The organism is Bifidobacterium pseudolongum subsp. globosum (genome assembly GCF_004155535.1).
GTDB lineage: Bacteria > Actinomycetota > Actinomycetes > Actinomycetales > Bifidobacteriaceae > Bifidobacterium > Bifidobacterium pseudolongum_C.
Window position 1 is genome coordinate 183,905 of record NZ_RYUH01000014.1, and the last position, 23,880, is coordinate 207,784.

A 23,880-nucleotide genomic window follows, 5' to 3' on the forward strand; every position below is an offset into this window, starting at 1 on the left:
AAACATCTGCTCCTTAGAATAGACATTTGCTCTCTTTTCAACTATCGAATCCTTCCCCAAACAAACACATACATACCCGTAAACGTAAAGGGTGGTTCCGGAAACATCTTCCGGAACCACCCTAGTGTTTCAATGGTTGGGGTGGATTACCCTGTGTGGTTTAGATGAGTTTGTCGAGGCGGTACAGGAACGCGGCCATCGCCTTGCGCTCCATCTTCGCGCCGAACCCGAACGTGCCATCCGGATTACCCAACGAAATACCCGACTTCGCCAACCACAGGATCTCCTTGGCCGCGAACGTACCCCGATTCACATCCTTGAACCGCGCATAATCCGCAGCCGCAGGCGAGAACGAAGCCACACCCGGCACACCAGCCAGATGCGCATACCGGTACAGGAAGACCGCCATGTCCTGACGCGACAGATACGCCCCGCCATTGAACTTGCCGTTCGACCCCTGCGTGATGCCATGCTTGGCCAACCACAGGATCTCCTTGGCCCCATGCGTACCCTGCTTGACATCCGAGAACTTCGCGTACTCCGCCGCCGACGGCGAATACGAGGACGCCGAACCCACACCATGCAGCACCGCCGTACGATACAGGAAGATCGCCATATCCGCACGCGTCAACTTGTCGTTGTACCCGAACCGGCCATCCGCATACCCATTCGAGATGCCATTGGCCGCCAGCCACTCGATCTCATCATGGAACGGCACACCAGCCGGCACATCAGAGAACCGATCAGACACCTGACCATTCTTCGACACCGTCAGGACGATTGATGAATGCTTGTCACCAACTGTTGCGGTGATGACAGCCATACCTTCGCCCTTGGCCGTGACCTTGCCAGTGCCGCTCACGGTCGCCACCGACGTGTCCGACGACGACCAATACACCACACCCAGCGAAGCATTCGCCGGAGTAGCCTTCACCGACAACTGCACCGTCTTGTTCTGCGCGAGCGTGAGCTTGTTGTTCGCCACACCAGTACCGGCGATCGCAACCGACTGCAAAACCGGTCCGGCTTCCTTGACGGTCACGATGACGGAGCTCGACTTACCGCCAACGGTTGCCATGATGACCGCCATGCCGGCCTTGACACCACGCACCGCACCGGTCGAGGAGACCGTTGCGATGGAGTCATCAGAGGAAATCCACGTCACAGTGCGGTCGGTCGCGTTCGACGGGGAGACCGTAGCAGTCAGGTCCAAACCGGCGCCGACATTGATCGTCGCCTTGCCACCCGACACACCAGTGCCCGAAATCGACACCGACTGGACCGGAATAACCGGATCATCACCCTTCACCGTCACGGTGACGGTCGAGGACTTGCCGCCCGCGGACGCAGTGATTGTCGCTGAACCAGCCGCAACGGCTGTAACCTTGCCCGAAGCGTCAACAGTAGCCACCGAGGTGTTCGAAGACTTCCAACTCACGCTGCGGTTCGTCGCGTTCGACGGCGCGACGGTCGCAGACAGCTGCTTCGTGGCACCTTCCTTGAGCTCGAAGTTGCCACCCGAAATCGACACCGACGACACCGGAACAACCGTCACACACGGAGCAACAGAGCCGATTGTGCCGCTCTCGACGACGATGTTCGCACCGCTCGCGGTGTAGTTCTTGTTGCCGTTGTTGTCCCACGTGCCATTGCCGTTGTTGAACACGAACTCGATCTGGCCACCTTCAGTGCCTTCGATTGTGTACTTGACATAGCCGTCGCACGCCGCTTCCATCTTCACGCCCGGAGCGGTCGTCCACGTGCCAGTGCCAATGCGGTAATGCAGGTAGGTGGAGTTCGCACCATAGGTTGCAGCCGGATAGTAGACAGTCGTATCATGGACGACCGGTGCTTCACCAGTCACGTTCACGGTCACGGTATCGGACTTGCCGCCAACGGATGCGGTGATAGTCGCAGTGCCCTTCGCGACACCCTGCACAACACCGTTCTTGACAACAGCGACCTTCTCATTCGAAGAGGTCCACTTGACCGGCTTGTTCGCGGCCGCAGCCGGAGCCACGGCGGCGGTGAGCTGGGTCGTCGCGCCATCGGCGAGGTCAAGGTTGATCGTGCCGCTCGGGCTGATCTTGACGGAGTCGACGGTCACGGCGAGGCAGGAGGCTTCCTCCCACGTGCCGCTGGTGATGTTGCCATCCCAGACATAGGAGCCGTCAATCAGCAGGCCCGCAGCGTCGACATGGTCATCTGGATCATCGGTTGCGGAGTCGCCCGGGAACTTGTTGCCGGCGATTTCACCGGCGCCACCGTTGTTGAAGATGACACGAATCGGGTCGTCACCAGCCTGATCGATGATGTCTTCCGGAATCTCGTAGACCTGATCGGCAGTGCCGTCACATGCGCCGGATTCGGCAGTCATCAGTTCGCCTGGCCACACCGAATTCTGGATGACAGAGCCGGCAGGCGCATTGTTGTCGACATACACGTATGCGTAGATCTTGTTCCAAGTCGCCGGCTTCTTGGCATACGCCGTGTAGCTGACGGTAGCGTTCGGGTCCTTCTTGGTGAAGGTCTCTTCGGCCTTGACAGAGTTGCCGTCCTGATCAGTGCCGGTCAGCGTGACGGTAATCTGCGTGTTCACGGCGGACTTGGCGCCGATGGTGAGCTGCTGACCGTCGGTGAAGGAACCGGAGGCGCCTTCCGATGTGGAGTAACGGGCGTTGTTGACGTTACGGGCGTTCAGCGTCACCGTGGTGGTGTCCGTCTTGAAAGTCTTGGAACCAGTGATTGAGAGGGAGGCGCGCGGTGTGTTCGAAGCATTGTAGAACACATGGATCTTGCCACTGTTGACCGAACCGGACGTGATCTTCTTGCCCGAGACCGTGAGCTTGTTGCCATACACCTGATCAACATACTCACCATCGTCCAGCGTGGTGGCCATGCCGGCGAGATTCTTATCGCCGTCCATATTGACCACGGTCACACCATCGTTCTTGTTGTTGCCATCAGCCTTGTAACGCTCGATCATCAGGCAGTTGTCCTGCTGGCAGTTACGCAGATACTCCGCATTGCCCTCCATGGCGTTGCGGAACTTATTGACCCACTTGACCTCGGGATGCTTCCACTCGTCGTCGCCCGCGTCACCGAGCTGTGACTTCTCCGCGAAACGCGGGTTTGGAGCACCAGAACCGACCGGCCGGTTGAAGAAGAGCGGCGCACCACCGGAACGGGAGCCGACAACACCCCAGCCCATGCGAATCTGCCAGGCCGTAAGCTCGCTGGAATGCTCGTTCGTGTTCGCATACGTATCATGCGACTCAACCCACGTCACCAACTGGTTGTCGCGCACGCCGTCACCCTGCAGGCTTCCCAGATTGCCCGCGTTCAGGCTCTTCCACTGCACCGCGTTGCGAATCGCATAGCCGAACTTGGAACCCGTGTTACCGCCGCCGTTCGAGGAATACTTGGCGAACAGAGCCGGATACGCGGGTGCATTCAGACCGTTGTCGCCCTGCAGCACCTCGCCGTACTGATACTGGGCGCCGTTGTTCAGAATCGTATCGAAATACGGCGAGTACGTACCGAACTCGTTCGGCAGCTCGATGTGCTTGGCGGCGTCGTAGCGGAAGCCGTCCACGCCGTCGGCAACGGCCTGCTTGAGGAACGCCTGCATACGGTTGGCGACGTTCTGGTTCTCCGTATTCAGATCCCACAGACCCAGCAGATGGCAATGCGTCACCTGCCAACGCTTGCTGTAATCGATGGCGGTGCCGTTGTCACCGCAATTGCCCTCGGAACGCGTATGAAAATTGCTCGAATTGCGCCAGCTGTCCTCGATGCCGTTCCAGTCGGCCGTGAAGTGGTTGATGACGGCGTCCACAATGATACGGATACCGTACTTATGGGCCTCAGCCGTCATGGCCTTGAGATCGGACTCAGTGCCCACCACAGCGTTACCAATGCTCGTGCCGGCCGGCTGATACACATAATACCAGTTCTCCGTAAACACCTTGCCATGGTTCGGGCCGACAATATTACTGATTGGCGACGTCTGGATTGACGTATATCCTGCATCCGCGATCTCGGCCATATGATCCTTGATCGTGTTGAACGACCACATCCAAGCATGCAGAATCGAACCGTAGTTCATCTCTTTGGCCAAGCCATTCGACTCACGTGCAGCTTCGAACTGCGCGTTGCCAAGCGTACGGTTATAGCTTGTCATGTCCGCAGCCTCGGCCGAGGACACGCCTACCACCATGCCGCCGAACAGCGTCGCCGCTGCGGCAAGTCCCGCTACGGCCTTCTTAATAAGCCGGCCTCCGAATGGACGACGGCCTTCGCCGGTCCGGGAAGCGGCTCTCTCAGACAGAGGTTTCATGCCCGCTGTCTCCTTTTCTTCTCTAGAGATAAGGACTCTCTTGGGTTTCTTTTCTTATTTCCCTTTGCAGGGTATATGTGCGCCAGTGCCATATTCACTGCGACTATTCGTCTCTCTCCGGAACTCAGGCTATGGCACTGCGGCCGTACAATCATTGTGCAACCGTTCGCATTGCATCTAGTATAGCGTTATCACGATACTATTCCAAGTCGTGTTTCATACATCGCCAACGCTGTCATAGACTCGACGGTCAAGTATCCAGACCCTTCACGGAATTTGCACACTGCACAATGACTTCACTGATTAATCCTCTCGTGTGGATTCCGTTATCAAGAAGCATATCTAATAAAAAGCGCGGGGCGACATTATCATGCCGCCCCGCGCTCTACTCGCCTAGACCCTTTTGCTACTCATTTATCCTCGCATTTCGGATCGAGGTAGGTGATGCCGTCATCGACCCATCCCATCGGCGTCTGGTCAATCGTCAATGGGGCAGTCGCCTTCGGTGAGACACGCACATCAAAGGTGAAGGTTGCGATCTGCCCTGGGTTGATTTGCACGTACGTTTCGTAGGCGTTCACGCCGTCGATCGTCGTTTCCTTGGCTGCATCGACGTTGCCGCCGAGCTGCATGAGATTGCTGATCGATCCGCCTTGGGGCGCATAGAACAGGATCTTCTCCATGGCCTTGCCGGTGTTGTTGGTGTTGTTGCCGGTGATGTACATGGGAAGGGTCCGTGCCTCTTCCTGGGTCATCGTGTTGTGTACCATGAATTCGACGTGGTACAGGTCGCCATCATCGCAATTCACACGTTGGATCTTCGCCTCACGCTTGATATACCAGCCCATCTTGGAAGGGTTCTGTTCGGTCAGATAGATGCCGACGGACGGGTCGGTCTCGCTATTCGGAGTCTGGCCGGTGAAACCTGCGGCCTGGACGCCTTGCTCGATCTGCTCATCGAACGCGTACATCGTGAAATGGCGGTCTTTCGCCATGGTGCCCAGCATCTGGCCGGTCTTGTACAACTTGCCCATGCTCATGTGCGAGAACATCGACTTCATGGCCTGGCTGGCCACAACGCCGAACAAAGCATCCGTCTCGCTTTCCGGATACTTCTGGTACACGGTGTTCATCAGGAATTCAGCGGTGTTGTCGCCAGTCAGCACAGTGCCGTCAGGCAGCGTCACATTGCCGTTGATCGCAATGAGCTCCTGCAAAAAGACCGGATCGACCATGACCACACCGTCAAGGGGCACACCCTGCCCCCATGGCGTGCGGTTCCAGACGGATTGCATGGCGACCGCCGAATCGGCGGTGTTTGGGAAGACAGCCAAATCGCGGATATCGAACGACATGTGCAACGGCCCTTCGTCGGTGAACACCCGCTTCATATCCGCGGAATGATCGCCAATGCCATATGGCAGATAATCGCCGTTCGACCGGAAATCGCCGACATGCACGGTGCCGTTGGCCGTGACCAATTCGCCGACGGAGCCGATGAGGCCGCCCGAAGAACGCATCTCGGAAGGCGTCATTGCCATGACCGCATAGGTACGCTGCTGCCCACCACCCAAAAGCGTGGGCAGGACCTGGAATGTGTTCGACAGCGCATTCACACGGTCAGCGAGTTCATTGAGCTGCGTCTCGCCTTTGCTATACGCGGCGTGAATCATGCTGATTTCCGGCGTGGGGAGCGCGTCATAGTCGCGCACCTGCTGTTGGAATGACGCATTCGCCTGCTTCAATGGCTCCACTGCGTCGATGATTGGCTGCAGGTTCACGCCATCGTCGCCATTGGCAATCTGTGCGTCGCTCAATGTCTTCAAAACATTCACAAACTGTGGGATCGAATCCTGCACAATGCCGTTGATGGCGGTCGTCATGCCTTGCACAGTGGAAATGTCATCGCCAATGAACGGCATCTTCGCCGCTGTATTCCACAGGCCGCCATGAGCGATGTCCGCGGCCTGCTGGGTCTGCTGGGCGATCTGTGGAAGTGTGTCGCCGGCATGGGCCAGGGTCTCGGCGTCTCCTGTCGAGAATTTCGACAGCATGGCGATCGCGTTGTTTTCGTGGTCCTGCACTTGCTTCGCTTGCTTGTACAGCTGCCACCCCGCTATGCCTACCGCTGCAAGTACGAGGACGATGAATACGAGGATCCCTACAACCCAAGGCCAGACACGCCGGCGCTTGCGGTGATGCCGGTGACGGTGGTGATACTGCTGCGCATTCGCTTGCGACATGCTGCTCCTTATGAATCATTCACACTACAAAATCCGCGGATTCCTTGAATCTCAAGGAATCCGCGGATTATCGGGAACCCACTACTTGTTGAGCGAGAAGCGGCGCTTCTTGCGATGGTCCTTGTCACGGTCCGAGTAATAGTAGTAGTAGTTGCTGCGCTCGAGCGACTTCTTCGATTCGCGCGCGCAGTTGAAGACAATACCACTTGTGGGCAGGTCAAGCGTGGTGAGCTCTTCGGAGATCTCACGCAGATCGCGCTTGAGTGTCTGGTCGCGGCGGCAGACCATGATGAGGGAGCCGCCACGGCGCACGAAGATGACGGCGTCGTTCGCCACAACCATCGGCGCGGTATCGATCAGCACATAATCGTAGCGGCCTATGGCGTTGTTGAGCAGCTCGACCATGATCGGGGAGTTGAGCAGCGTCGACGCGTTCGGCGGCTTGGGGCCGGCCGGCATGACATGCAGGTTCGGCGTCCAATAGCGCTGCACAACGTCCTTGACCGACGCCTGGCCGGAGAGCACGTGTGTCAGGCCTGCGGAACCGTCGATGTCAAGTTTGTTGGCAACGGAGGGGTGGCGCAAATCGGCGTCGATGAGCAGCACCTTCGCACCGTTTTCGGCAAGCGCCGCTGCGATGTTGACCGAAGTCGTGGTCTTGCCTTCGCTCGCGCCGGTCGATGTGACCACTATGAGACGGCAGTTCGTGTCTTCGATAGGGGCGAGAAACGAGAGGTTCGTGCGGATACGACGAAAGTCCTCGGCGACCGGGCTGCCTGGTTCGTTGACCACAACCGGCTTGGACTCATTGAGCAGATCCACTTCCGGGATACGGCCGATGATCGGTGCATCGATGTATTCGCTGATCTCGTCATCATCCTGAATCTGCTTGGCCAGCACGTCCTTGAGCAATGCGGCGAACACACCAAGAATCAGGCCACCGATGATGCCGATGAGGATGTTGAGCTTCCACTTCGGTGCACTGGGCGTGGTCGGCGAGATTGCCGGCTGCACAATCGACAGCTTGACCGACGAATGCGAGCCGGAGGCATACAGCGTGTTCTCCACCACGGAGCTCAGTGATTTCGCTATGGCATTCGCGATATCCGCCGCTTGGGCGGGATCGCCGTTGGTCACCGAGATGTTGACGAACGCGGTGTTCGTGGGGTTGGTGACACTGACCTGCCCCTTGAGCTGGCCCACCGTGGTGTGGAGACCAAGGTCATCGATGACCGGCTGGAGCACCGATTGCGTTGTGGTGAGCGCCGGATACGACTTGATCTGGCTCATGATGTACGAGCTACCGCTGTTCTGCTCGGACGAATTCGCAGTGCCGTCCGACGAATCATTGTACGTCGCGAACAACTGGGACGTCGTCGTATATTCCACAGGCGACATCGCGGTCAGTGTGATGACCGCACCAAGCACAACAAAAAAGGTGATGATAATTGTGATGATGTGCTTGCGCATGATGCCGAAGAGTGCCGACAGCGTCATGCCGTCGTTTTCCTGCTTTGCACTAGCACCGGCTTGGCCGGAGGCTTGCTGCTCCATAGTATTTTCAGCCATCGAGGTGTATTCCCATCTGAGAGGTGAGACCCTGCCGTACCGAGCGCCCTTCATAGCACGGAACGCGGTTGCCGGTCCTGTCTCTTGAATTCAGCTTTTTTATAGTAGCCTTTACACTCGACGCAATTGATTACAGCCGCGCGACCTGCACACCTTGCGTGTCGGTGGCAAGGTGCAGCACCTTCCAATGGCCGGATTCGAGCTGTTCGTGGGCCACGGCGTCAATCGCGCTGTTCGCGTCGCCGTTGTGCAGCACGAGCACGCACGGGCCGGCGCCGGAGACCATCGCGGCGAATCCGTTCGCGCGCAGCAGCGTGATCAGGCGCGTCGAAGGCTCCATGAGCGGCCCGCGGTACGCCTGGTGCAGCTTGTCTTCGGTGGCTTCCATCAGCAGCTCGTTCGGGTCGCGCGGGCTCGTCAGCATGGCCGGGTTCATCGCGCCGATCAGCAGCGCGGCACGCGAGACGTTGAACACGGCGTCGGCGAACGGCACAACCGTCGGCAGCGCCTCGCGCGCCTTGCTCGTGGAGAGTTCGAAATCGGGGATGAACACCGAAGCCGTGACATCAGGCCCCACCAGGTAGTTCACCGACCGGAACAGCGCGGCGGGCGTGGTGCCGTCCGGCTGCACGACGCCATCACCCGGCTGTGTCCACGAGACCGTCATGCCGCCGTAGACCGCGGGCGCCACGTTGTCCGGATGCCCCTCGAGCTGCGCCGCGTAATCGAAGATCACATCGCGGTCGAGCTCGCCTTCGTGGCTGAAGGCATAGGCCGCGGCGATGCCGGCCACGATCGCCTCGGCCGAGGATCCCATGCCGCGCGCCTGCGGGATGCGGTTGTGTGCTTCGAGGATGAATCCGGTCTTGCTCAGGCCGAAGCGCGAGCATGCACGGCGGAACGTGGAGACGACCAGATGCGACTCGTCGCGCGGCAGCGTGTCCGCGCCCTCGCCGTCAATGATCACTTGCGCGGCCATGTTGAGCGGGTCGGAGCTCAGCGTGAACTCCAGTTCGTCGTGGTAATCCAACGCGAGTCCCACGGTATCGAACCCAGAGCCGAGGTTGGCGCTGGTCGCGGGCACACGCACGTGCACCTTGCGGGTAACCGGATCCATCGGGAAAATCCTGCCTTACTAGTCAGTCTGTGATTGGGTCAATCGCCGGCGGGCGGCTGCGCGGTCAGTCGAGCACGCGCAGGATCGACGGCTCGCCGGTCACGCAGTCGAGTTCGCAGACCTCGGCCACGGTGGCGCGCAGCGTGTTCTCGTCGGTCATGTGCGTCACGAGGCGCAGCTGCTGGATCTCGCCGTCGTAGCCCGGGTCCTTGAGCGTGGGCTTGAGGTCCTGGTTCACGCCGTTGATCGAGACGCCGTTCTTCGCGAAAACGGCGGAGATCTTGGCGAGCACGCCGGGGTTGTCGTGGATCAGGAAGCGCACGGCGAACGCGGCCTTCGACGCGCTCAGCGGCGCGATCGGATAGTCGTTGTACATGCGGATCGCCGGGCCGGTGCAGCCGGCGGCGATGTGCCGCGCGACGGTCACGATGTCGCCCACGACGGCGGAGGCGGTCGGTGCACCGCCGGCGCCGCGGCCGTAGAACATCAGGTCGTCGGCGTACTCGGCGCGCAGGAACACGGCGTTGAACGAGCCGCGCACCGAGGCGAGCGGGTGCTCCTGCTTGATGAGGGCCGGGTAGACGCGCGCGGAGACGCCATCGTCGGTCTTGTCGACGACGGCGAGCAGCTTGATGACACGCCCTTCGGCGGTGGCCGCGGCGATGTCGTCCGCGGTGATGCGCGTGATGCCCTCAACGGTCACGTCGTCGATGCCGACGTTCGTGTGGAAGCCGAGCGTGGCCATGATCGCGGCCTTGTTGGCTGCGTCGTAGCCTTCGATGTCGCCGGTCGGGTCGGCCTCGGCGTAGCCCTTGGCCTGCGCGTCCTTGAGCGCCACGTCGAAATCGAGGCCCTTCGTGGTCATCTCGTCGAGGATGTAGTTCGTGGTGCCGTTGACGATGCCGAGCATGTCCTTGACCTGGTCGCCGACGAGCGATTCGCGCAAGGGGCGCACGATCGGGATCGCGCCGCCCACGGCCGCTTCGAAGTAGATGTCGACGTTGTTGTCTTCGGCCGTCTTGTACAGTTCCGGGCCGTACTTGGCGAGCAGCGCCTTGTTGGCGGTCACGACGGACGCGCCGTTCTTCATCGCCTCAAGCACGAACGTGCGGGCCACGCCCGTGCCGCCGATCAGCTCGACGACGATGTCCGCGTTCTTGACGACGGACATCGTGTCGGAAGTCAGCAGCGACTTCTCGATCCACGGAAAATCGACTTCCTCCGGGTCGAGGCACGCCACGCCGGACAGTTCGATCGGGCGCCCGATGCGCTGCGCGAGCTCGTCCTTCTGCTCCACGAGCAGACGTGCGGTCTGCGAGCCGACGGTCCCTGCCCCCAGCAGGCCCACTCGAATCGGTGCGTTGTTCTCTGCCACTGTCCGTTCCTTTCGTGCGGCGGTTGATGCTGCTGCTCATTGTACGGGCAACGCGCGAGGATGCGCGCCGCCCGTCCATAACTGATCTGCTTGGTGAGGTCACTCGCTCACATCGAGGTCGAGCAGATCCTCCACGGTCTGCCGGCGCATCATCAGATGCGCGCCGGTCGAATCGACGCCGACGACCGCCGGAATGAGCGCCTGGTTGTAATTGCTCGCCATCGTGCGGCCATACGCGCCGGTCACCGGCACGGCGAGCACATCACCGCGGCGAATGTCGCTCGGCAGTTGCGCGTTCTTCACCACGATGTCTCCCGACTCGCAGTGCATGCCGACGACGCGCGAGAGTCGTGTGTCACCGTGCGAATCGCGGTTCGCCACGACCGCCGTGTAATCCGCGCCGTATAGCGCAGGGCGGATGTTGTCGCTCATGCCGCCGTCGACCGAGACGTACGTGCGCTCGGTGACGGGCGCGCCATCGGCGTCTGTGGTGTCGCCGCTGAGTTCAACCGTCTTGACGGTGCCCACGCGATAGAGCGTCACACCGGCCGGCGCCACGATCCAACGGCCCGGTTCGAACGAGATGACCGGCATCGGCATGCCGAGCAGGCGGTTCGTCTGTGCCACCGCCGCGGCCAGACGGTCGAGTTCCTGCTCGATGTCCATCGAATCCTCGCCGTCGGTATAGGCCACCGAATAGCCGCCTCCCAGATCCACTTCGGGCAGCGTGTAGCCGTTGGTGGCGTAGAACGTCTTGCGCAGCAGCATCATGCGGCGCGCGGCGTGGATGAACGCGTCGGCGTCGTGGATGTTCGATCCGATGTGCGAGTGGATGCCCACAAGCTCGAGTTCGCTGTTGTACTTGGCGATCTCGCGCAGCACCGCCACGGCCGGCCCGTTCGCCACGAGTTCCATGGCGGCGGCGAGCATCTTGTCGCCTTCGGTCACGCTTGCGGCGTTGAGGTCGTACGGGTAGCGGATGTCGTGGCGTAGCTCCTTGCCGTCCTCCTGCGCGCGCGTCTCGGCGACAATCGCGTTCGCGGCGGCCGGCGAGACGTTTTCGAGCGAGCTGATACCGTCCACGATCGTCGTGTCCGCGCCCGCCGGCAGCAGCGCGATGCCGAATTTCTGGTCCTCGTGCGCGGTCGAGATGAACTCGTGGCCACCGGCGTGGATGCCGGTCGTGACGCGCAGCATGACCCGCGCGCGCTTGCCCAGACGGCGCGCGATCGCGGCGATGCGCGCCGGTTCGTCCGGCTCGTCGACCACGATCTTCGCGAAGCCTTCGGTGATCGCGAGCTCGATCTCCGCGTCCGACTTGTTGTTGCCGTGCAGCACAAGGCGGCGCCCCGGCACGCCGGCGGCGAGCGCGATGCGCATCTCCCCCATCGTGCAGGTGTCCACGTAGAGCCCCGCTTCGGTGACGATGCGCGCCATCTCCTTGGAGAGGAACGCCTTGCCGGCGTAGCTCACGTGCGTCGTCGTCGTGCTGAACGCGTGCGCGGCGGCCGCGGCGAAGCACCGGGCGCGCGCACGCACTTCGTCGAGGTCGAGCACGTAGAGCGGCGAGCCGAAGTCGTTGAGCAGTTGTTCGGCGGTGATGCTGTGGAAGGCGATGGCGCCCTGTGCGTCGCGCGCGGCGGCCTCGGGCCAGATCGGGGTGATGCCCATGGTGTTCCTCTCCCTTGCTCTCTTGCCTGCGCTCACATCTTGTCCGGCGCGGTCACGCCGAGCAGGTCGAGTCCTGCGGCGATGACGGTCTGCACGGCGTCGTTGAGGCGCAAGCGCGCGGCGGAGCGTGCGGGCTCCGGGCATTTGGCGATGCGCGTGGCTTCGCGGGTCGCCTCATCGGCGCGCTCTTCGGGTTCGGTGAGTGCCACGGGCACGACGCGCTCCACGTTGTACCACTTGTGGTAGGCGGCGGCCAGGTCTTCCAGATAGTGCGCGACACGGTGCGGGGCGCGCATGTCGCCGGCCTGCGCGAGCGCGGCGGGCCATTGCGCGAGCAGTGCGAGCACCTCGCCGTCGGCCTCGGTGTCGAGGAGCGACAGGTCGGCGTCTTCGCGCGTGATGTTCGCGGCGGCGGCGTTGCGGTCCACGTTGCAGGAACGCGCGTGCGCGTACTGCACGTAGTAGACCGGGTTGTCGTTGGAGTGCGAGGCGAGCAGGTCGAGGTCAATGTCTACCGGCGAGTTGTAGTCGGTGCGGGCGAGCGAATACCGCGACGCGTCGACGCCGATCGCGTCGTTGAGGTCGTCGATCGTGACGACGTTGCCGGCGCGCTTGCTCATGCGCACGGCCTTGCCGTCCTTCATGACGTTGACGAGCTGGCCGATGAGGATCTGCATGTTCTCGCCGGGCTTGTCGCCGAACGCGGCGCACATGGCCATCATGCGGCCGATGTAGCCGTGGTGGTCGGCGCCGAGCATGTAGATCGCCACGTCCGCCGGGTGGTCCTTGCGGTGGCGCTTGTTGCGGTAGTAGGCGATGTCGGCGGCGAAGTACGCGTAGTTGCCGTCGGATTTGATGATGACGCGGTCTTTGTCGTCGCCGTGCTTCGTCGACTCGAACCACGTGGCGCCGTCTTTTTCGTAGATGTCGCCGCGTGCGCGCAGGTCGTCGATCGCCTTCTCGACCTCGCCGTCTTCGTACAGGCTGTTCTCGTGGAACCAGACGTCGAACTTGACGCGGAATTCCTGCATCGAATGGCGGATCTCATCGAACATCATCGGCACGGCGCGCTTGCGGAACTCCTCGCGCTGCGCGGAGTCGCCTTCGCCGAGCGGCTCGCCCTTCTCGTCGGTGCCGCCGTCGACACGCGGCAGATTGAGGATGTCGATGCCGTCGGCGTTCGCCTCGGCGATCACCCGGCGCGCGATCTCGTCGATGTAGGCGCCCTTGTAGCCGTCGACCGGCGTCGGCTCATCGTGGGCGGCCGCGACGAGCGACTTGGCGAAGCGGTTGATCTGCTCGCCGTGGTCGTTGAAATAGTATTCGCGCACGACTTCGGCGCCGTTCGCCTCGAGCACGCGGGCCATCGAGTCACCGACGGCGGCCCAGCGCGTGCCGCCGATGTGGATCGGGCCGGTCGGATTGGCGGAGACGAATTCAAGATTGAGCGTTTTGCCGCTCAGGTGCTCGTTCTTACCAAAGTTCGCGCCATCGGCGAGCACCTGGTCCACCACGGCGGCGGCGGAGGCGGAGTCAAGGGTGATGTTGATGAAGCCGGGGCCTGCGACTTCCACGCACGCGATGCCATCGGCGTCGTTCATCAGCGTCTGGAACGCTTCGGCGAGCTCTCGCGGCTTCATGCCGGCCTTCTTGGCGAGTTGCATGGCGGCGTTCGACGCCCAGTCGCCGTGCGCGCGGTCCTTGGGGCGCATCACAGCGAACTTGGCTGGTTCGGGGATTTGGTCGGCGGTCAGATTGCCGGCTTTGCCGCTTGCAACAAGCTCTTGGGCAACGCCGTATATCAGGTCACTTAATGCTTCTGGACTCATGCAGACAAGTCTAGCGGGAGAGCAGACAGAAACCGGCGTCCGTCCGCAGTCGCGGACGGCCGCCGGTGGCGCGCGATCACTCCGATTCGGGGCTCACGGCGATCACGTCGATTTCGACGAGTGCGCCCTTGGGAATCATGTTGTTGCCGAACGCCACGCGCGCAGGCTTGACCGTGGCGGTGAACGCCTTGGCGTACACGGCGTCCACGTCGGCGAAATCCTCCACATTGCGCAGATAGATCGTGGCGCGGCACACGTGTTCGAAGCCGCAGCCGGCGGCGTCGAGGATATGCTTGATGTTCTTGAGCGCACGGCCGGCCTGTTCGGCGGCGGTCACACCGTCAAGCTCGCCGGTGGCCGGGTCGATGCCGAGCTGGCCCGAGACGAACACGAAGCCGTTCGCCTTCACGGCCTGGCTGTATGCGCCGAGCGCGGCCGGCGCCTCCGTCGTGGCGATCGCCTGGAGATTTTCGTACATAGCGGTTCCTTTCGTAAGGCTCATGCAGTCGGCATTGTACGGTCCGAATTGTTGCGCGCAAGTGGCATCGGCCACGTTGTGGTCAACTCTCCGCTACGGGTAGTACCTCCATTGCTACGGGTAGTGCTTTTTCGGGGATGCCTTCACTATAAACCGCCACTTTCCAATGATTGTATGTGAAATATGACCGCGGAAGAACTACCCGTAGCGAGAGAAGCACTACCCGTAGCGGAAGAAGTGAGACATACGGTGCACAGAGAGATGGATGCACAAGGAAATGCGTGCACAAGGAAATGAATGCTTAAGGAAATGAAACGAAAGAAGACTGGTGGGCTCGATGGGATTCGAACCCACGACCTTTCGCTCCGGAGGCGAACGCTCTATCCACTGAGCTACGAGCCCGCACCACTGCCCTACTTTACACGACCGGCGGACGTGCATGGTGCGTCGTGTTCACTCCGCGCACGGCTGGCAACGCTTTTCGCCGTGGACATTACACTGGGACTATGGCAATGGATATGGGTGGATTGGGCGATATCGGCGGCACAAGCGACTTTCAGTTCGCACGCCGGTTCTTCTGCCGCGAACTGCCGGACGAATTCGACGATGGCGACGCCCCCGCGCTGATCGTGCAAAGCTATTTCGTGCATGAAGACGACTATGCGCTGCGCATACGGCTGCAGACGCGCGCGGTGCGCGTGCCGATGAGCGCACAGCTCGACCCGAAGGCGGTGCTCGAACGGTACCGCGACGATTTCCGCGAAGCCACGCTCACCGTCAAAGGCCCCTCGCGCGGCGGCACGCGGTACGAGGCGCAACGCAGCATCGATTCGCGCGTGGCCGCGGAGATCATGCTGCGCGGCGGCGACCTCATCATCAAGAACCGCACAAGTGTGTGGATCGGCGCAGACGGATGGAACATCGACGTGTTCGGCGGCGCGAACGCCCCGCTCGTCATCGCCGAGGCGGAGCGCAGCACGCCGGTCACGAATCTGATCATCCCGCGCTTCTGCATCACCGAAATCACCGACCAGTCGCGCTTCAGCAACGACAGCCTCTCGTGGCGCCCGTTCAATCAGTGGAAAGACGAATTCGAGTGTGAATTACGCGAAACCGGACCGCAGTTCCAGCAGGTCTTCGGCACCAACACCCTCGAATGAACCTACACCTTCGAATGATTGGTGTGGGCCACCCTGTTTTGCTACAGGTAGTGTCCTCTTTGCTACGGGTAGTGTAAAACGCCTACAAATATAACGTTTTTCGATAAAAACGCACTACCCGTAGCAGGGGAAGCACTACCCGTAGCAAAGAGGGGAGTCAGTACATCAGTACATGAGGGTGGCGAGGCGGCGGCGTGCGGCGGCCAGACGCTCGTCGGACGGCTCGGGGATGAGGAAATACTCGAGCAGGCGCTGGCGCACCGGCTCGAGGTCGGCGCGGTGCGTGCCGGCGAAGTCGAGCAGACGGCTGAACGCGTCCTGGATCTGCCCGCCGATCATGTCCACGTCGGCGACCGCGAGCTGCGCCTGCACATCGTCGGGATTCGCCGCGGCGGCCTCGCGCACTTCGCGCACGTCCGCGTTCGCGGAACGCGCGAGCAGCAGCGCCTTGGCGCGCTCACGCTGGGCGAGTGTGTCGGACAGGTCCGCCTCAATCACCTGCTCATAAGCTGCGGCGGCGCCGGCGTAGTCGCCGGACTGCGCCAAGCGGTGCGCTTCGGCGTGCGCGGCCGGCACTTGCGGTTCCGTCTGTTGCGCGGAGGCATCGCCGGCCGAAGGCTCGATGTACGGCGCCGTACCGGTCACACCGGCCTGCGCAGCCACCTGCACGAGCTGCGGCAGCACCTGCGAGGTGATCTGCGTGAGCTCTTCGTTGGAAGGCACGCCCTGCAGGATCGGCATGGGGCGGCCGCCGATCAGCGCGAACAGCGCCGGTGCGCCCTGCACGCCGAAGGCCTGGGCGATCGCCGGATCCTTCGCCACGTCGATGCGCGCGAGCTGCAGTTGGCCGTTCATCGAGTCGATGGCATCGCCAAGCGCCTGAGCCATGGGGAACAGGCGGTCATCGGTCGGCACCCACATGAGCAGCACGATCGGGAAGGTGGTCGAGGATTGCACCATCGACTCGAAGTTGTTTTCGGAGACGTCGATCACATAGCCGCCGGCGGCCGGCGCTCCCCCGGCCTGCCCCGGCTCCGCCTTGACCTGGTGCTGGAGCGCCGTCAGATCGACCGCGCCCGCGAGCGAGATGCCCGGCTTGAATTCCTTGTCTGCCATATTGCCTCTTTTCTGCGCGGCGAAGCGTTCGCCGCCTGATTGCACATGTGCCTCAAGTCTACTGGCCGGCCCGCTAAGCCGGCGTGGCTCAGACGGCCTCCACCTTGACCGGCTGGCGTTCGGCGCCCACCGTGGTGATCTGCGCGCCCGATTTGGCCGGCGGGATGTACATGGCGATCACGTTCACGTACGTCACTTTCATCGTACTCGTGGCCTTGCCGTCGCCGAACAGCGCGCGCTCCGAGTCCGAGGCGGGCAGGGACTCACGCCCTTCGCCCGCGGTGCGTGTCCACACCGAATTGATCTGCGCCACGACCAGATCGCCGCCTTCGGAGGAACGCATGATCTGCATCTGGCCGTCCACCGGCGTGAACGTCTGCTCCTGCGACCCCTTGTTGCGTTCCATGCCCTGCTGCACTGTCTGCGAAAGGTTCTGCAGGTCCTGCCTGAAGTAATCGTCGGCGAAATCGCCCGCGTATTGGCTCTTCGTGCCGTTCTGCAGCACGTCCGCGTAGCGCTGCACGGCCTGTTCGGGCGTCATCACCAGGTTCTCGTCGGTGGGGTGCCCCATCTGCGAGCCGATGCTCGGCACGGTGAACTTGGGCATCTCCACGCCTTGGAACAGGCGGGCCACACCCCACAGTTTGTAGTTTTCGCGCGCGTCGCCCTGCGTGAAGACGAGCAGGCGCTTGGACTGCTGGTCTTCGGTGGTCGTGGTGATCGAGAACACGCTGCGCGGCCAGCCGTTGTCGGTGGGGATCACGGTCTGCGTGATGTCGGTGGGAATCGTCGTCTTGGGGTCGAGCTTGCCGGTTTTCTGCGCCACCTGCAGTTCGCTCGTGCGGATCTCCAGTTCGGGGCCCGACATCGCCTGCCCAAGGTTCGCCGGGTTCTTCTGTTCGTTGCAATCCTCGATCGTCTTGAGCAGCGCCTCGCGCATCTCCTGCTCCTGGTCTTCGGTCAGGTCGGGGTTCGCGCTTGCGGATTCGGTCGGCGCACTGACGGTGGGAATCTGACCTTCGCACGCCGCCAGCGAGACAGTCATGCCCAATGCGATCACCGCGGCTGCAACAGCCAGTGGACTACGTTTCATCACTCGTTCTCCTTGCCCTCGGACTGGTCCGCACTGGGCTGTTCCTCAACCACGGCCGTCTCGGTTTCGACCACCTCGGCATCAGCGGGTTCTGCGGTGGTTTCAGCTGCGTCTTCTGCCGCTGGCTCGACGCCCACTTCCTGCGCGAGGCGCGCGAAGTATGCCTGCAGTTCGTCGGCCGAGATGACCGACGTCGTCTCGCCCTCGGCGCCGTGCTCCGCCGTCTCGTCGCCGGCGTTGCGGTTCGCATGCTCGGCCACGATGTTGCGCGCACCGGGGTCGACCACGGTGGGAGCGCCCTGCTGCGCGGACTCGTCTTCGGCGGCGCCGGCATGGCGGCCATGGCGACCCGAGCCCTTCGCCGCCGCCTTCTTCTTCGGGCGCGGCTTGAGCGCCGCGAACGTGCCGGCGAGCGCCGCGCCGATCGTCGGCTCATCGGCGGGTTTCGCCGACTTGGGCCTGGCTTGCGCGGACTCCGCCTGCTTCTTGCGGCGGGTGTGTGGCTCCATCGCGAAGACGGATGCCGAGAGCACCGCGAGCACGGCGCACAGGCCGCCGCCGAAATACCACGGCAGTGCGAAGTCGGGCACGCGTTGGCGCACCCAGTGCATGCTGAGGTCCGCGTTCGGGGTCTTGGTGCCGAAGTCGATGAGCATGACCTGCGCCGGCTGTGCGCTGTTCAAGTGCATGGATGCGGATGTGCCGCCACATTCGACCTGCGACCACATGTCTGAATCCGCGAACGCGACCTGGTTCTGCGACGCTGAGGCGGTGCCCTTGGCTTGCTCTTCGCTCGTGGAGAGGGCCTGCCATGTGCTCAGGCCGGTCACGCGCACGTATGGTTCGCCGGCGAGCCACCCGGACACATCTTTCGCCGACCCGACCGCCATGCACACCTGCGGTTCGGTTTGGGCCTGTTGGTCTTGCGAAGTTTGCTGATTTTGTGAATCTTCTGACGCATCTGTGCCGGCTTCGGCGCCGTTTGACGACGCGGTTTCGCCGTTGTCCGCGCTGACGGTGACGGCCGTATCGACGAGGTCGAGCACGCCCGGGTCGATGACGACATATTGCGTGCCATGCGCCTGCGCGGTGGCGGTGATGTTGCGGCTGGGCTTCCAAACCGTTGCATTCAGTACGCCGAACACGACGCATGCCACGGCGAGCAATCCGAAGATGGGGGTGACGATGCCACGCATGATCCATGCGCGCCGCGTCGGCTTGGTGTATTTGCGTGGCTGTTCCTGCGCCTCTTGGTCTGTCATCACGTGTCCCATTCTACAAAGTCGGTCCGGTGCCGATCCGCGGCATGGCGGTGCGCACAAATCATGCCGGGACGATACTGTTATGGCTATGCATTCAACTTCTTCTTCCATAGTAACTGTTCTCACGCGCGCCGCCGCGGCTGTGTGCACCGCCGCGATGTGTATTTCGCTTGCGGCGTGCGGCGGCGATGATGAGAAAACCTCTGCCGGTTCGCAGAAACTGCCGCAGCTCACCGGCGTGACAGTCAAGGGCACGCCGGGCAAGAAGCCGGAAATCTCGTTCAAGACTCCGCTCTCGGTGGAAAACAACGCGACCGCCATCCTGCAGGAAGGCGATGGCGAGACGCTCAAGAACGGCGACCGCCTGTGCATGCAGCTGACGCAGTACAGCCTCAAGACCGGCGAAGAGGTCGCCACCACATGGGACACCAATGTGCCGGATTGCTCGCTCGTGTTCAATGAGTCCGACGAGCCGGGCAGCGCCGAAAGCGCCACGCTCTCGCAGATCGCGAACTACGCGCTGCGCGGCAAGAAGCTCAATACCACGTTCGGCGTCGGCATCAACGATGGCAGCGGTGACGACCAGAACTACCTGCTCGTGGCCACGCCGGTCTCGCAGTCGAAGGATCTCGAGAAGGCCGAGGGCAAGAAGGTCAAGGACGTGCCGGCCGACCTGCCGAAGGTCACCACGGCCACCGACGGCAAGCCGTCGATCGACATGAACGGCTACAAGGGCAGCGACAAGCTCGTGGCGCAGACGCTCATCGAGGGCAATGGCCCGGAGATCACCGACAGCACCTACGCCGCTGTGGTCAAGTACACCGGCTGGCTGCTCGACGGCAAGCAGTTCGATTCGTCGTGGGACCGCAACGACACCTTCACTGCCACGCTCAACGGTGGCGTGATCCAAGGCTGGACCGAAGGCCTGCGCGGCAAGAAGGTCGGCTCCCAGGTGCTGCTCGTCGTGCCGCCGGACCTCGGCTACGGCGACAAGGAGCAGGGTGAGATTCCGGCCAATTCGACGCTCGTCTTCGTGGTCGACATCCTCGCGAAGTACTGATCGGAACCAATCCGCTCCCTACCGGCTCCCTGCGTCTGTCAGAACAGGCGCAGGGAGCCGTCTTCTACGCCGCGCATGTCGTCATAATCCAGCAGCAGGCATTCGAAACCACGGTCCGTGGCGAGCGTACGCGCCTGCGGTGTAATCGTCTGGGCGGCGAAGATGCCACGCACCGGGGCAATGAGCGGGTCGCGGTTGAGCAGTTCGCAGTAGCGCGTGAGCTGTTCGACGCCGTCGATGCCGCCGTGGCGTTTGATCTCGATCGCCACATGCACGCCGCTGCCGTCGACCGCCATGATGTCGACCGGTCCGATCGCCGTCGGGTATTCGCGGCGCACGAGAGTGGCGCCTTCGCCGATGCGCTCGATCTGCTCGGCGAGGTAGCGCTGCAGGTGGTCCTCCACACCGTCTTTGATCAGGCCCGGATCCTCCCCCAGGTCGTACGTCTCGTCGGAGTAGATGTGCTGTAGCGTCACTTCGAGGATGTCGGTGGATTTGGCGGCGGCCGCGCGGATCACCTTCTGCGGCATCTCGGTGGCGGGGTCGTCGTCGGCGTAGTCGGGCGTGATGTCAGTGATCGTGCACGGCGACGCCATCCAGTTGAGCGGCTTGTACGAGCCGAGTTCCGAGAAGATGAGCAGACTGTTGTCCGCTTTGATCAGCAGCACGCGGCGTGCCATGGGGAGTGTGGCTTGCAGCCGGCCGGTGTATTCGGCGCTGCAGTCGGCAACAATGATTCGCATGAGGCACCACCATAGTGGAAAAGCCGCACATGCAAAAGGCGGCCGTTGGATTCCACGTGGAATCCAACGGCCGCCTCGCATCATGCGTGCCGCGGTGTGCGTGTCACTGGATGCCGGTTTCGTCAATCGGAATGTTCTGCATCGGCCGCCCCTGCTCCACGACCACGGTCAGCTTGTTCGAGTCGAACGAGATGAACCCGTCGGTCACTTCGAACGAATGCTTCGCGCCGTTCGGTTCGGTGACGACGAGCGGGCCTTCCTGAATGACCGAAAGCACCGGTTCGTGGCCGGGCAGAATACCGAGCCCGCCCGCATAGGCGGGCACGAGCACCGCCTTCGCCGTGCCGCTCCAGATGGGGTACTCAGCGGAGACGATGTTCACGTCCATCGTTGTGCCGGCCATGATCAGTCACCGTATTCCTTCTGCATCTTGTGCCACTTCTTCTCGAGGTCGTCGATGCCGCCGATGCCGGAGAACGCCTGCTCGGGCACGTTGTCGTACACACCGTCGCAGATGCGCGTGAACGCCTCGATCGTCTCTTCCGCGGGCACATACGAGCCGGGCACGCCGGTGAACTTCTCGGCCACGTAGAAGTTCTGGCCGAGGAACTGCTCGATCTTGCGGGCGCGGTTGACGATCGTCTTGTCTTCCTCGCCGAGCTCGTCGATGCCGATGAGGGCGATGATGTCCTGCAGTTCCTTGTTGCGTTGCAGGATCGCCTTCACGCGGTTCGCGCAGTCGTAGTGCGCCTGGCCCACATAGCGCGGGTCGAGGATGCGCGAGGTGGAGGCCAGCGGGTCGACGGCCGGGTAGATGCCCTTCGACGCGATGTCACGCGAAAGCTCGGTCGTCGCGTCCAAGTGGGCGAAGGTCGTGGCCGGGGCCGGGTCGGTGTAATCGTCGGCAGGCACGTAAATCGCCTGCAGCGAAGTGATCGAATGGCCGCGCGTCGAGGTGATGCGCTCCTGAAGCGAACCCATCTCGTCGGCGAGGTTCGGCTGGTAGCCCACGGCGGAAGGCATGCGGCCCAGCAGCGTGGAGACCTCGGAACCGGCCTGCGTGAAGCGGAAGATGTTGTCGATGAACAACAGCACGTCCTGATTCTCCACGTCGCGGAAGTATTCGGCCATCGTCAACGCGGTCAGCGGCACGCGCAGACGGGTGCCCGGCTGTTCGTCCATCTGGCCGAACACAAGCGCGGTCTTCTCGAGCACGCCCGCCTCGTCCATTTCGCCGATGAGGTCGTTGCCTTCACGCGTGCGTTCGCCGACGCCGGCGAACACGGAGACGCCGCCATGGTTCTGCGCCACGCGCTGGATCATCTCTTGGATGAGCACGGTCTTGCCCACGCCTGCGCCGCCAAACAGACCGATCTTGCCGCCCTGCACGTACGGGGTGAGCAGATCGATGACCTTGATGCCCGTTTCGAACATCTGTGTCTTCGATTCGAGCTGGTCGAACGCCGGCGGATTGCGATGGATGGGCCAACGCTCCTTGATCACGATCTTCTCGTCGGGCTTCTTGTTGAGGATGTGGCCGGCCACGTCGAACACATGGCCCTTGGTCACATCGCCGACCGGCACTTCGATCGGGCCGCCGGTGTCGTGCACCGCGGCGCCACGAACCAGGCCGTCGGTCGACTTGAGCGCCACGCAGCGGGCGGTCGAATCGCCCATGTGCTGCTCGACCTCCAGCATGATGGTGACGTGGCTCTGCTCGCCTTCCTCCTGCTGGCCCATCTGGTTGATCTCCACGGTCAACGCATTGTAGATATCCGGCATGTGACCGACAGGGAACTCCACGTCGATGACCGATCCCTGGATACGCGTCACGTGACCAACGATGGGCTCGACAGCCTCGTCGGAAGTCGCTGTAGTCTGATTCTCAGCCATTTCGCGTTCCTACTCTTCCTTTTTGTTCAACGCATCGGCGCTGCCGATGATTTCGGTAAGTTCCTGAGTGATCGACGCCTGACGCGAAGCGTTGAGCTTGCGGGTCAGGTCGTTGATCAGATCACGTGCGTTCTCTGTTGCTGTATGCATGGCATTCTGCCGGCAGGCCACTTCGGAAGCCGCGGCTTCCAGCAGGCATTCGTGAATGCGCGAACGCACGTACCTCGGCAGCACCGCATCGAGCACCTCATCAAGGCTCGGCTCAAACGAGTACAGCGGCATGACGTGCTGCGACTCCACCGTGTCCGGACCGCCCGCATGGTGGTCGTCGGACTCGATGATCTCCACGGGCAGCATGCGCAACACGCGCACTTTCTGCACGACCATGTTGATGAACTCGGTGTACACAATGTAGAGCTCACTGACACCGCCCTTTTCGGCGGATTTCATGTACGCCTCCAGCAGGGCGCGTGAGATTGCGTCTGCGACTTCGACGCCAGGCTTCTCGGTATCGCCTTCCCACGTCTGCGCCATGGGGCGGTTGCGGTACTTGTAGTACGACACACCGCGGCGCCCATAGACGAACAGTTCCGGCTCCTTGCCTGCCCCCTCCAGTCGGTTGAGCAGATCTTCGGTCTCGCGAATGATCGACGAAGTGTACGCGCCGGCCATACCGCGGTCCGCCGTCAGGGCGAGCACGGCAACACGCGGGTTGTCGCCTTCCTTGCTGACGATCGGATGCGCGATATGGGAGTGAGATACCAGTGTCTGGACGGCATCGAAAATCGCATCAGTGTATGGCTTCGCGTTGAGCGCGACCTCACGGGCCTGCGCGATGTGCGAAGCCGCGATCATCTCCTGGGCGTTGAAGATCTTCTCCAATGAACCCGTGGAGGCGATTCTGCTTTTTAATGCGAGTTGCGATGCCATAG

At 62.2% G+C, this 23,880-nt stretch carries 17 protein-coding genes and 1 tRNA gene; 2 read left to right on the forward strand and 16 right to left on the reverse strand.

Going from position 1 to position 23,880, the window contains the following annotated elements; translation table 11 throughout:
* Positions 1-160: 160 nt before the first annotated feature.
* From PG2093B_RS07680 to PG2093B_RS07720, 9 genes are all read right to left on the reverse strand, one after another.
* Positions 161-4,183, reverse strand: coding sequence for an Ig-like domain-containing protein (locus PG2093B_RS07680; protein ID WP_165369746.1), 4,023 nt, complete (start codon positions 4,181-4,183; stop codon positions 161-163).
* Positions 4,184-4,749: 566 nt separating this feature from the next.
* Positions 4,750-6,582 carry a DUF4012 domain-containing protein gene (locus tag PG2093B_RS07685; protein ID WP_129897985.1) on the reverse strand — a complete coding sequence of 611 codons (1,833 nt, stop codon included), beginning with the start codon at positions 6,580-6,582 and terminating at the stop codon, positions 4,750-4,752.
* A gap of 81 nt (positions 6,583-6,663) precedes the next feature.
* Positions 6,664-8,151, reverse strand: a complete 1,488-nt coding sequence (locus PG2093B_RS07690; RefSeq protein WP_129897986.1) for a polysaccharide biosynthesis tyrosine autokinase — start codon at positions 8,149-8,151, stop codon at positions 6,664-6,666.
* 130 nt (positions 8,152-8,281) lie between these two features.
* A complete protein-coding gene (thrB, locus tag PG2093B_RS07695; RefSeq protein ID WP_129897987.1) occupies positions 8,282-9,268 on the reverse strand; it encodes a homoserine kinase in 987 nt (328 codons plus the stop codon).
* A gap of 64 nt (positions 9,269-9,332) precedes the next feature.
* Positions 9,333-10,643 (reverse strand): homoserine dehydrogenase, encoded by a 1,311-nt coding sequence (locus PG2093B_RS07700; protein WP_101429739.1) that lies wholly within the window; start codon positions 10,641-10,643, stop codon positions 9,333-9,335.
* A 99-nt stretch (positions 10,644-10,742) separates the two neighbouring features.
* Positions 10,743-12,314: a diaminopimelate decarboxylase family protein gene (locus PG2093B_RS07705; RefSeq protein WP_129897988.1), complete on the reverse strand. Its 1,572-nt coding sequence runs from the start codon at positions 12,312-12,314 to the stop codon at positions 10,743-10,745.
* Between the two features lie 32 nt (positions 12,315-12,346).
* Complete coding sequence (gene argS, locus PG2093B_RS07710) at positions 12,347-14,143, reverse strand: arginine--tRNA ligase (RefSeq protein WP_129897989.1); 1,797 nt, start codon at positions 14,141-14,143, stop codon at positions 12,347-12,349.
* Between the two features lie 76 nt (positions 14,144-14,219).
* Positions 14,220-14,621: a Rid family detoxifying hydrolase gene (locus tag PG2093B_RS07715; protein ID WP_129897990.1), complete on the reverse strand. Its 402-nt coding sequence runs from the start codon at positions 14,619-14,621 to the stop codon at positions 14,220-14,222.
* Between the two features lie 326 nt (positions 14,622-14,947).
* Positions 14,948-15,023 (reverse strand) — tRNA-Arg (locus PG2093B_RS07720).
* Positions 15,024-15,127: 104 nt separating this feature from the next.
* Between PG2093B_RS07720 and PG2093B_RS07725 the strand changes: the two genes are divergently transcribed.
* Positions 15,128-15,781, forward strand: a complete 654-nt coding sequence (locus PG2093B_RS07725) for a hypothetical protein (protein ID WP_129897991.1) — start codon at positions 15,128-15,130, stop codon at positions 15,779-15,781.
* 165 nt (positions 15,782-15,946) lie between these two features.
* Here PG2093B_RS07725 and PG2093B_RS07730 read toward each other — a convergent pair whose 3' ends face one another.
* From PG2093B_RS07730 to PG2093B_RS07740, 3 genes are all read right to left on the reverse strand, one after another.
* On the reverse strand, positions 15,947-16,897 hold the full coding sequence (locus tag PG2093B_RS07730) for a tetratricopeptide repeat protein (RefSeq protein WP_129897992.1): 951 nt from the start codon (positions 16,895-16,897) through the stop codon (positions 15,947-15,949).
* Between the two features lie 88 nt (positions 16,898-16,985).
* Positions 16,986-17,990, reverse strand: coding sequence for a hypothetical protein (locus PG2093B_RS07735; RefSeq protein WP_022858942.1), 1,005 nt, complete (start codon positions 17,988-17,990; stop codon positions 16,986-16,988).
* Positions 17,990-19,252: a GTPase gene (locus tag PG2093B_RS07740; protein ID WP_129898045.1), complete on the reverse strand. Its 1,263-nt coding sequence runs from the start codon at positions 19,250-19,252 to the stop codon at positions 17,990-17,992. The genes PG2093B_RS07735 and PG2093B_RS07740 overlap by 1 nt, the downstream gene beginning before the upstream one ends.
* Positions 19,253-19,334: 82 nt before the next feature.
* Here PG2093B_RS07740 and PG2093B_RS07745 point away from each other — a divergent pair, with 82 nt between their 5' ends.
* On the forward strand, positions 19,335-20,312 hold the full coding sequence (locus PG2093B_RS07745) for an FKBP-type peptidyl-prolyl cis-trans isomerase (protein ID WP_242502868.1): 978 nt from the start codon (positions 19,335-19,337) through the stop codon (positions 20,310-20,312).
* A gap of 38 nt (positions 20,313-20,350) precedes the next feature.
* On the opposite strand, the gene nucS is transcribed toward PG2093B_RS07745, so the two are convergent.
* The 4 genes from nucS to PG2093B_RS07765 all read right to left on the reverse strand — a co-directional run bounded on the left by nucS (position 20,351) and on the right by PG2093B_RS07765 (position 23,878).
* Positions 20,351-21,055, reverse strand: coding sequence for an endonuclease NucS (nucS, locus tag PG2093B_RS07750; protein ID WP_129897993.1), 705 nt, complete (start codon positions 21,053-21,055; stop codon positions 20,351-20,353).
* A gap of 103 nt (positions 21,056-21,158) precedes the next feature.
* On the reverse strand, positions 21,159-21,458 hold the full coding sequence (locus PG2093B_RS07755; RefSeq protein WP_129897994.1) for a F0F1 ATP synthase subunit epsilon: 300 nt from the start codon (positions 21,456-21,458) through the stop codon (positions 21,159-21,161).
* Positions 21,459-21,460: 2 nt separating this feature from the next.
* Positions 21,461-22,948 (reverse strand): F0F1 ATP synthase subunit beta, encoded by a 1,488-nt coding sequence (gene atpD, locus PG2093B_RS07760; RefSeq protein ID WP_026643838.1) that lies wholly within the window; start codon positions 22,946-22,948, stop codon positions 21,461-21,463.
* Between the two features lie 9 nt (positions 22,949-22,957).
* Positions 22,958-23,878: a F0F1 ATP synthase subunit gamma gene (locus PG2093B_RS07765; RefSeq protein ID WP_101399734.1), complete on the reverse strand. Its 921-nt coding sequence runs from the start codon at positions 23,876-23,878 to the stop codon at positions 22,958-22,960.
* Positions 23,879-23,880 lie beyond the last annotated feature (2 nt).

Bases quoted from the DNA above. Each gene is read 5' to 3' on its own strand.
- PG2093B_RS07680 (WP_165369746.1), bottom strand. From the start codon at position 4,183: ATGACAAGCTATAACCGTACGCTTGGCAACGCGCAGTTCGAAGCTGCA.
- PG2093B_RS07685 (WP_129897985.1), bottom strand. From the start codon at position 6,582: ATGTCGCAAGCGAATGCGCAGCAGTATCACCACCGTCACCGGCATCAC.
- PG2093B_RS07690 (WP_129897986.1), bottom strand. From the start codon at position 8,151: ATGGCTGAAAATACTATGGAGCAGCAAGCCTCCGGCCAAGCCGGTGCT.
- thrB (WP_129897987.1), bottom strand. From the start codon at position 9,268: ATGGATCCGGTTACCCGCAAGGTGCACGTGCGTGTGCCCGCGACCAGC.
- PG2093B_RS07705 (WP_129897988.1), bottom strand. From the start codon at position 12,314: ATGGGCATCACCCCGATCTGGCCCGAGGCCGCCGCGCGCGACGCACAG.
- argS (WP_129897989.1), bottom strand. From the start codon at position 14,143: ATGAGTCCAGAAGCATTAAGTGACCTGATATACGGCGTTGCCCAAGAG.
- PG2093B_RS07715 (WP_129897990.1), bottom strand. From the start codon at position 14,621: ATGTACGAAAATCTCCAGGCGATCGCCACGACGGAGGCGCCGGCCGCG.
- PG2093B_RS07725 (WP_129897991.1), top strand. From the start codon at position 15,128: ATGGCAATGGATATGGGTGGATTGGGCGATATCGGCGGCACAAGCGAC.
- PG2093B_RS07730 (WP_129897992.1), bottom strand. From the start codon at position 16,897: ATGGCAGACAAGGAATTCAAGCCGGGCATCTCGCTCGCGGGCGCGGTC.
- PG2093B_RS07735 (WP_022858942.1), bottom strand. From the start codon at position 17,990: ATGAAACGTAGTCCACTGGCTGTTGCAGCCGCGGTGATCGCATTGGGC.
- PG2093B_RS07740 (WP_129898045.1), bottom strand. From the start codon at position 19,252: ATGACAGACCAAGAGGCGCAGGAACAGCCACGCAAATACACCAAGCCG.
- PG2093B_RS07745 (WP_242502868.1), top strand. From the start codon at position 19,335: ATGGCTATGCATTCAACTTCTTCTTCCATAGTAACTGTTCTCACGCGC.
- nucS (WP_129897993.1), bottom strand. From the start codon at position 21,055: ATGCGAATCATTGTTGCCGACTGCAGCGCCGAATACACCGGCCGGCTG.
- PG2093B_RS07755 (WP_129897994.1), bottom strand. From the start codon at position 21,458: ATGGCCGGCACAACGATGGACGTGAACATCGTCTCCGCTGAGTACCCC.
- atpD (WP_026643838.1), bottom strand. From the start codon at position 22,948: ATGGCTGAGAATCAGACTACAGCGACTTCCGACGAGGCTGTCGAGCCC.
- PG2093B_RS07765 (WP_101399734.1), bottom strand. From the start codon at position 23,878: ATGGCATCGCAACTCGCATTAAAAAGCAGAATCGCCTCCACGGGTTCA.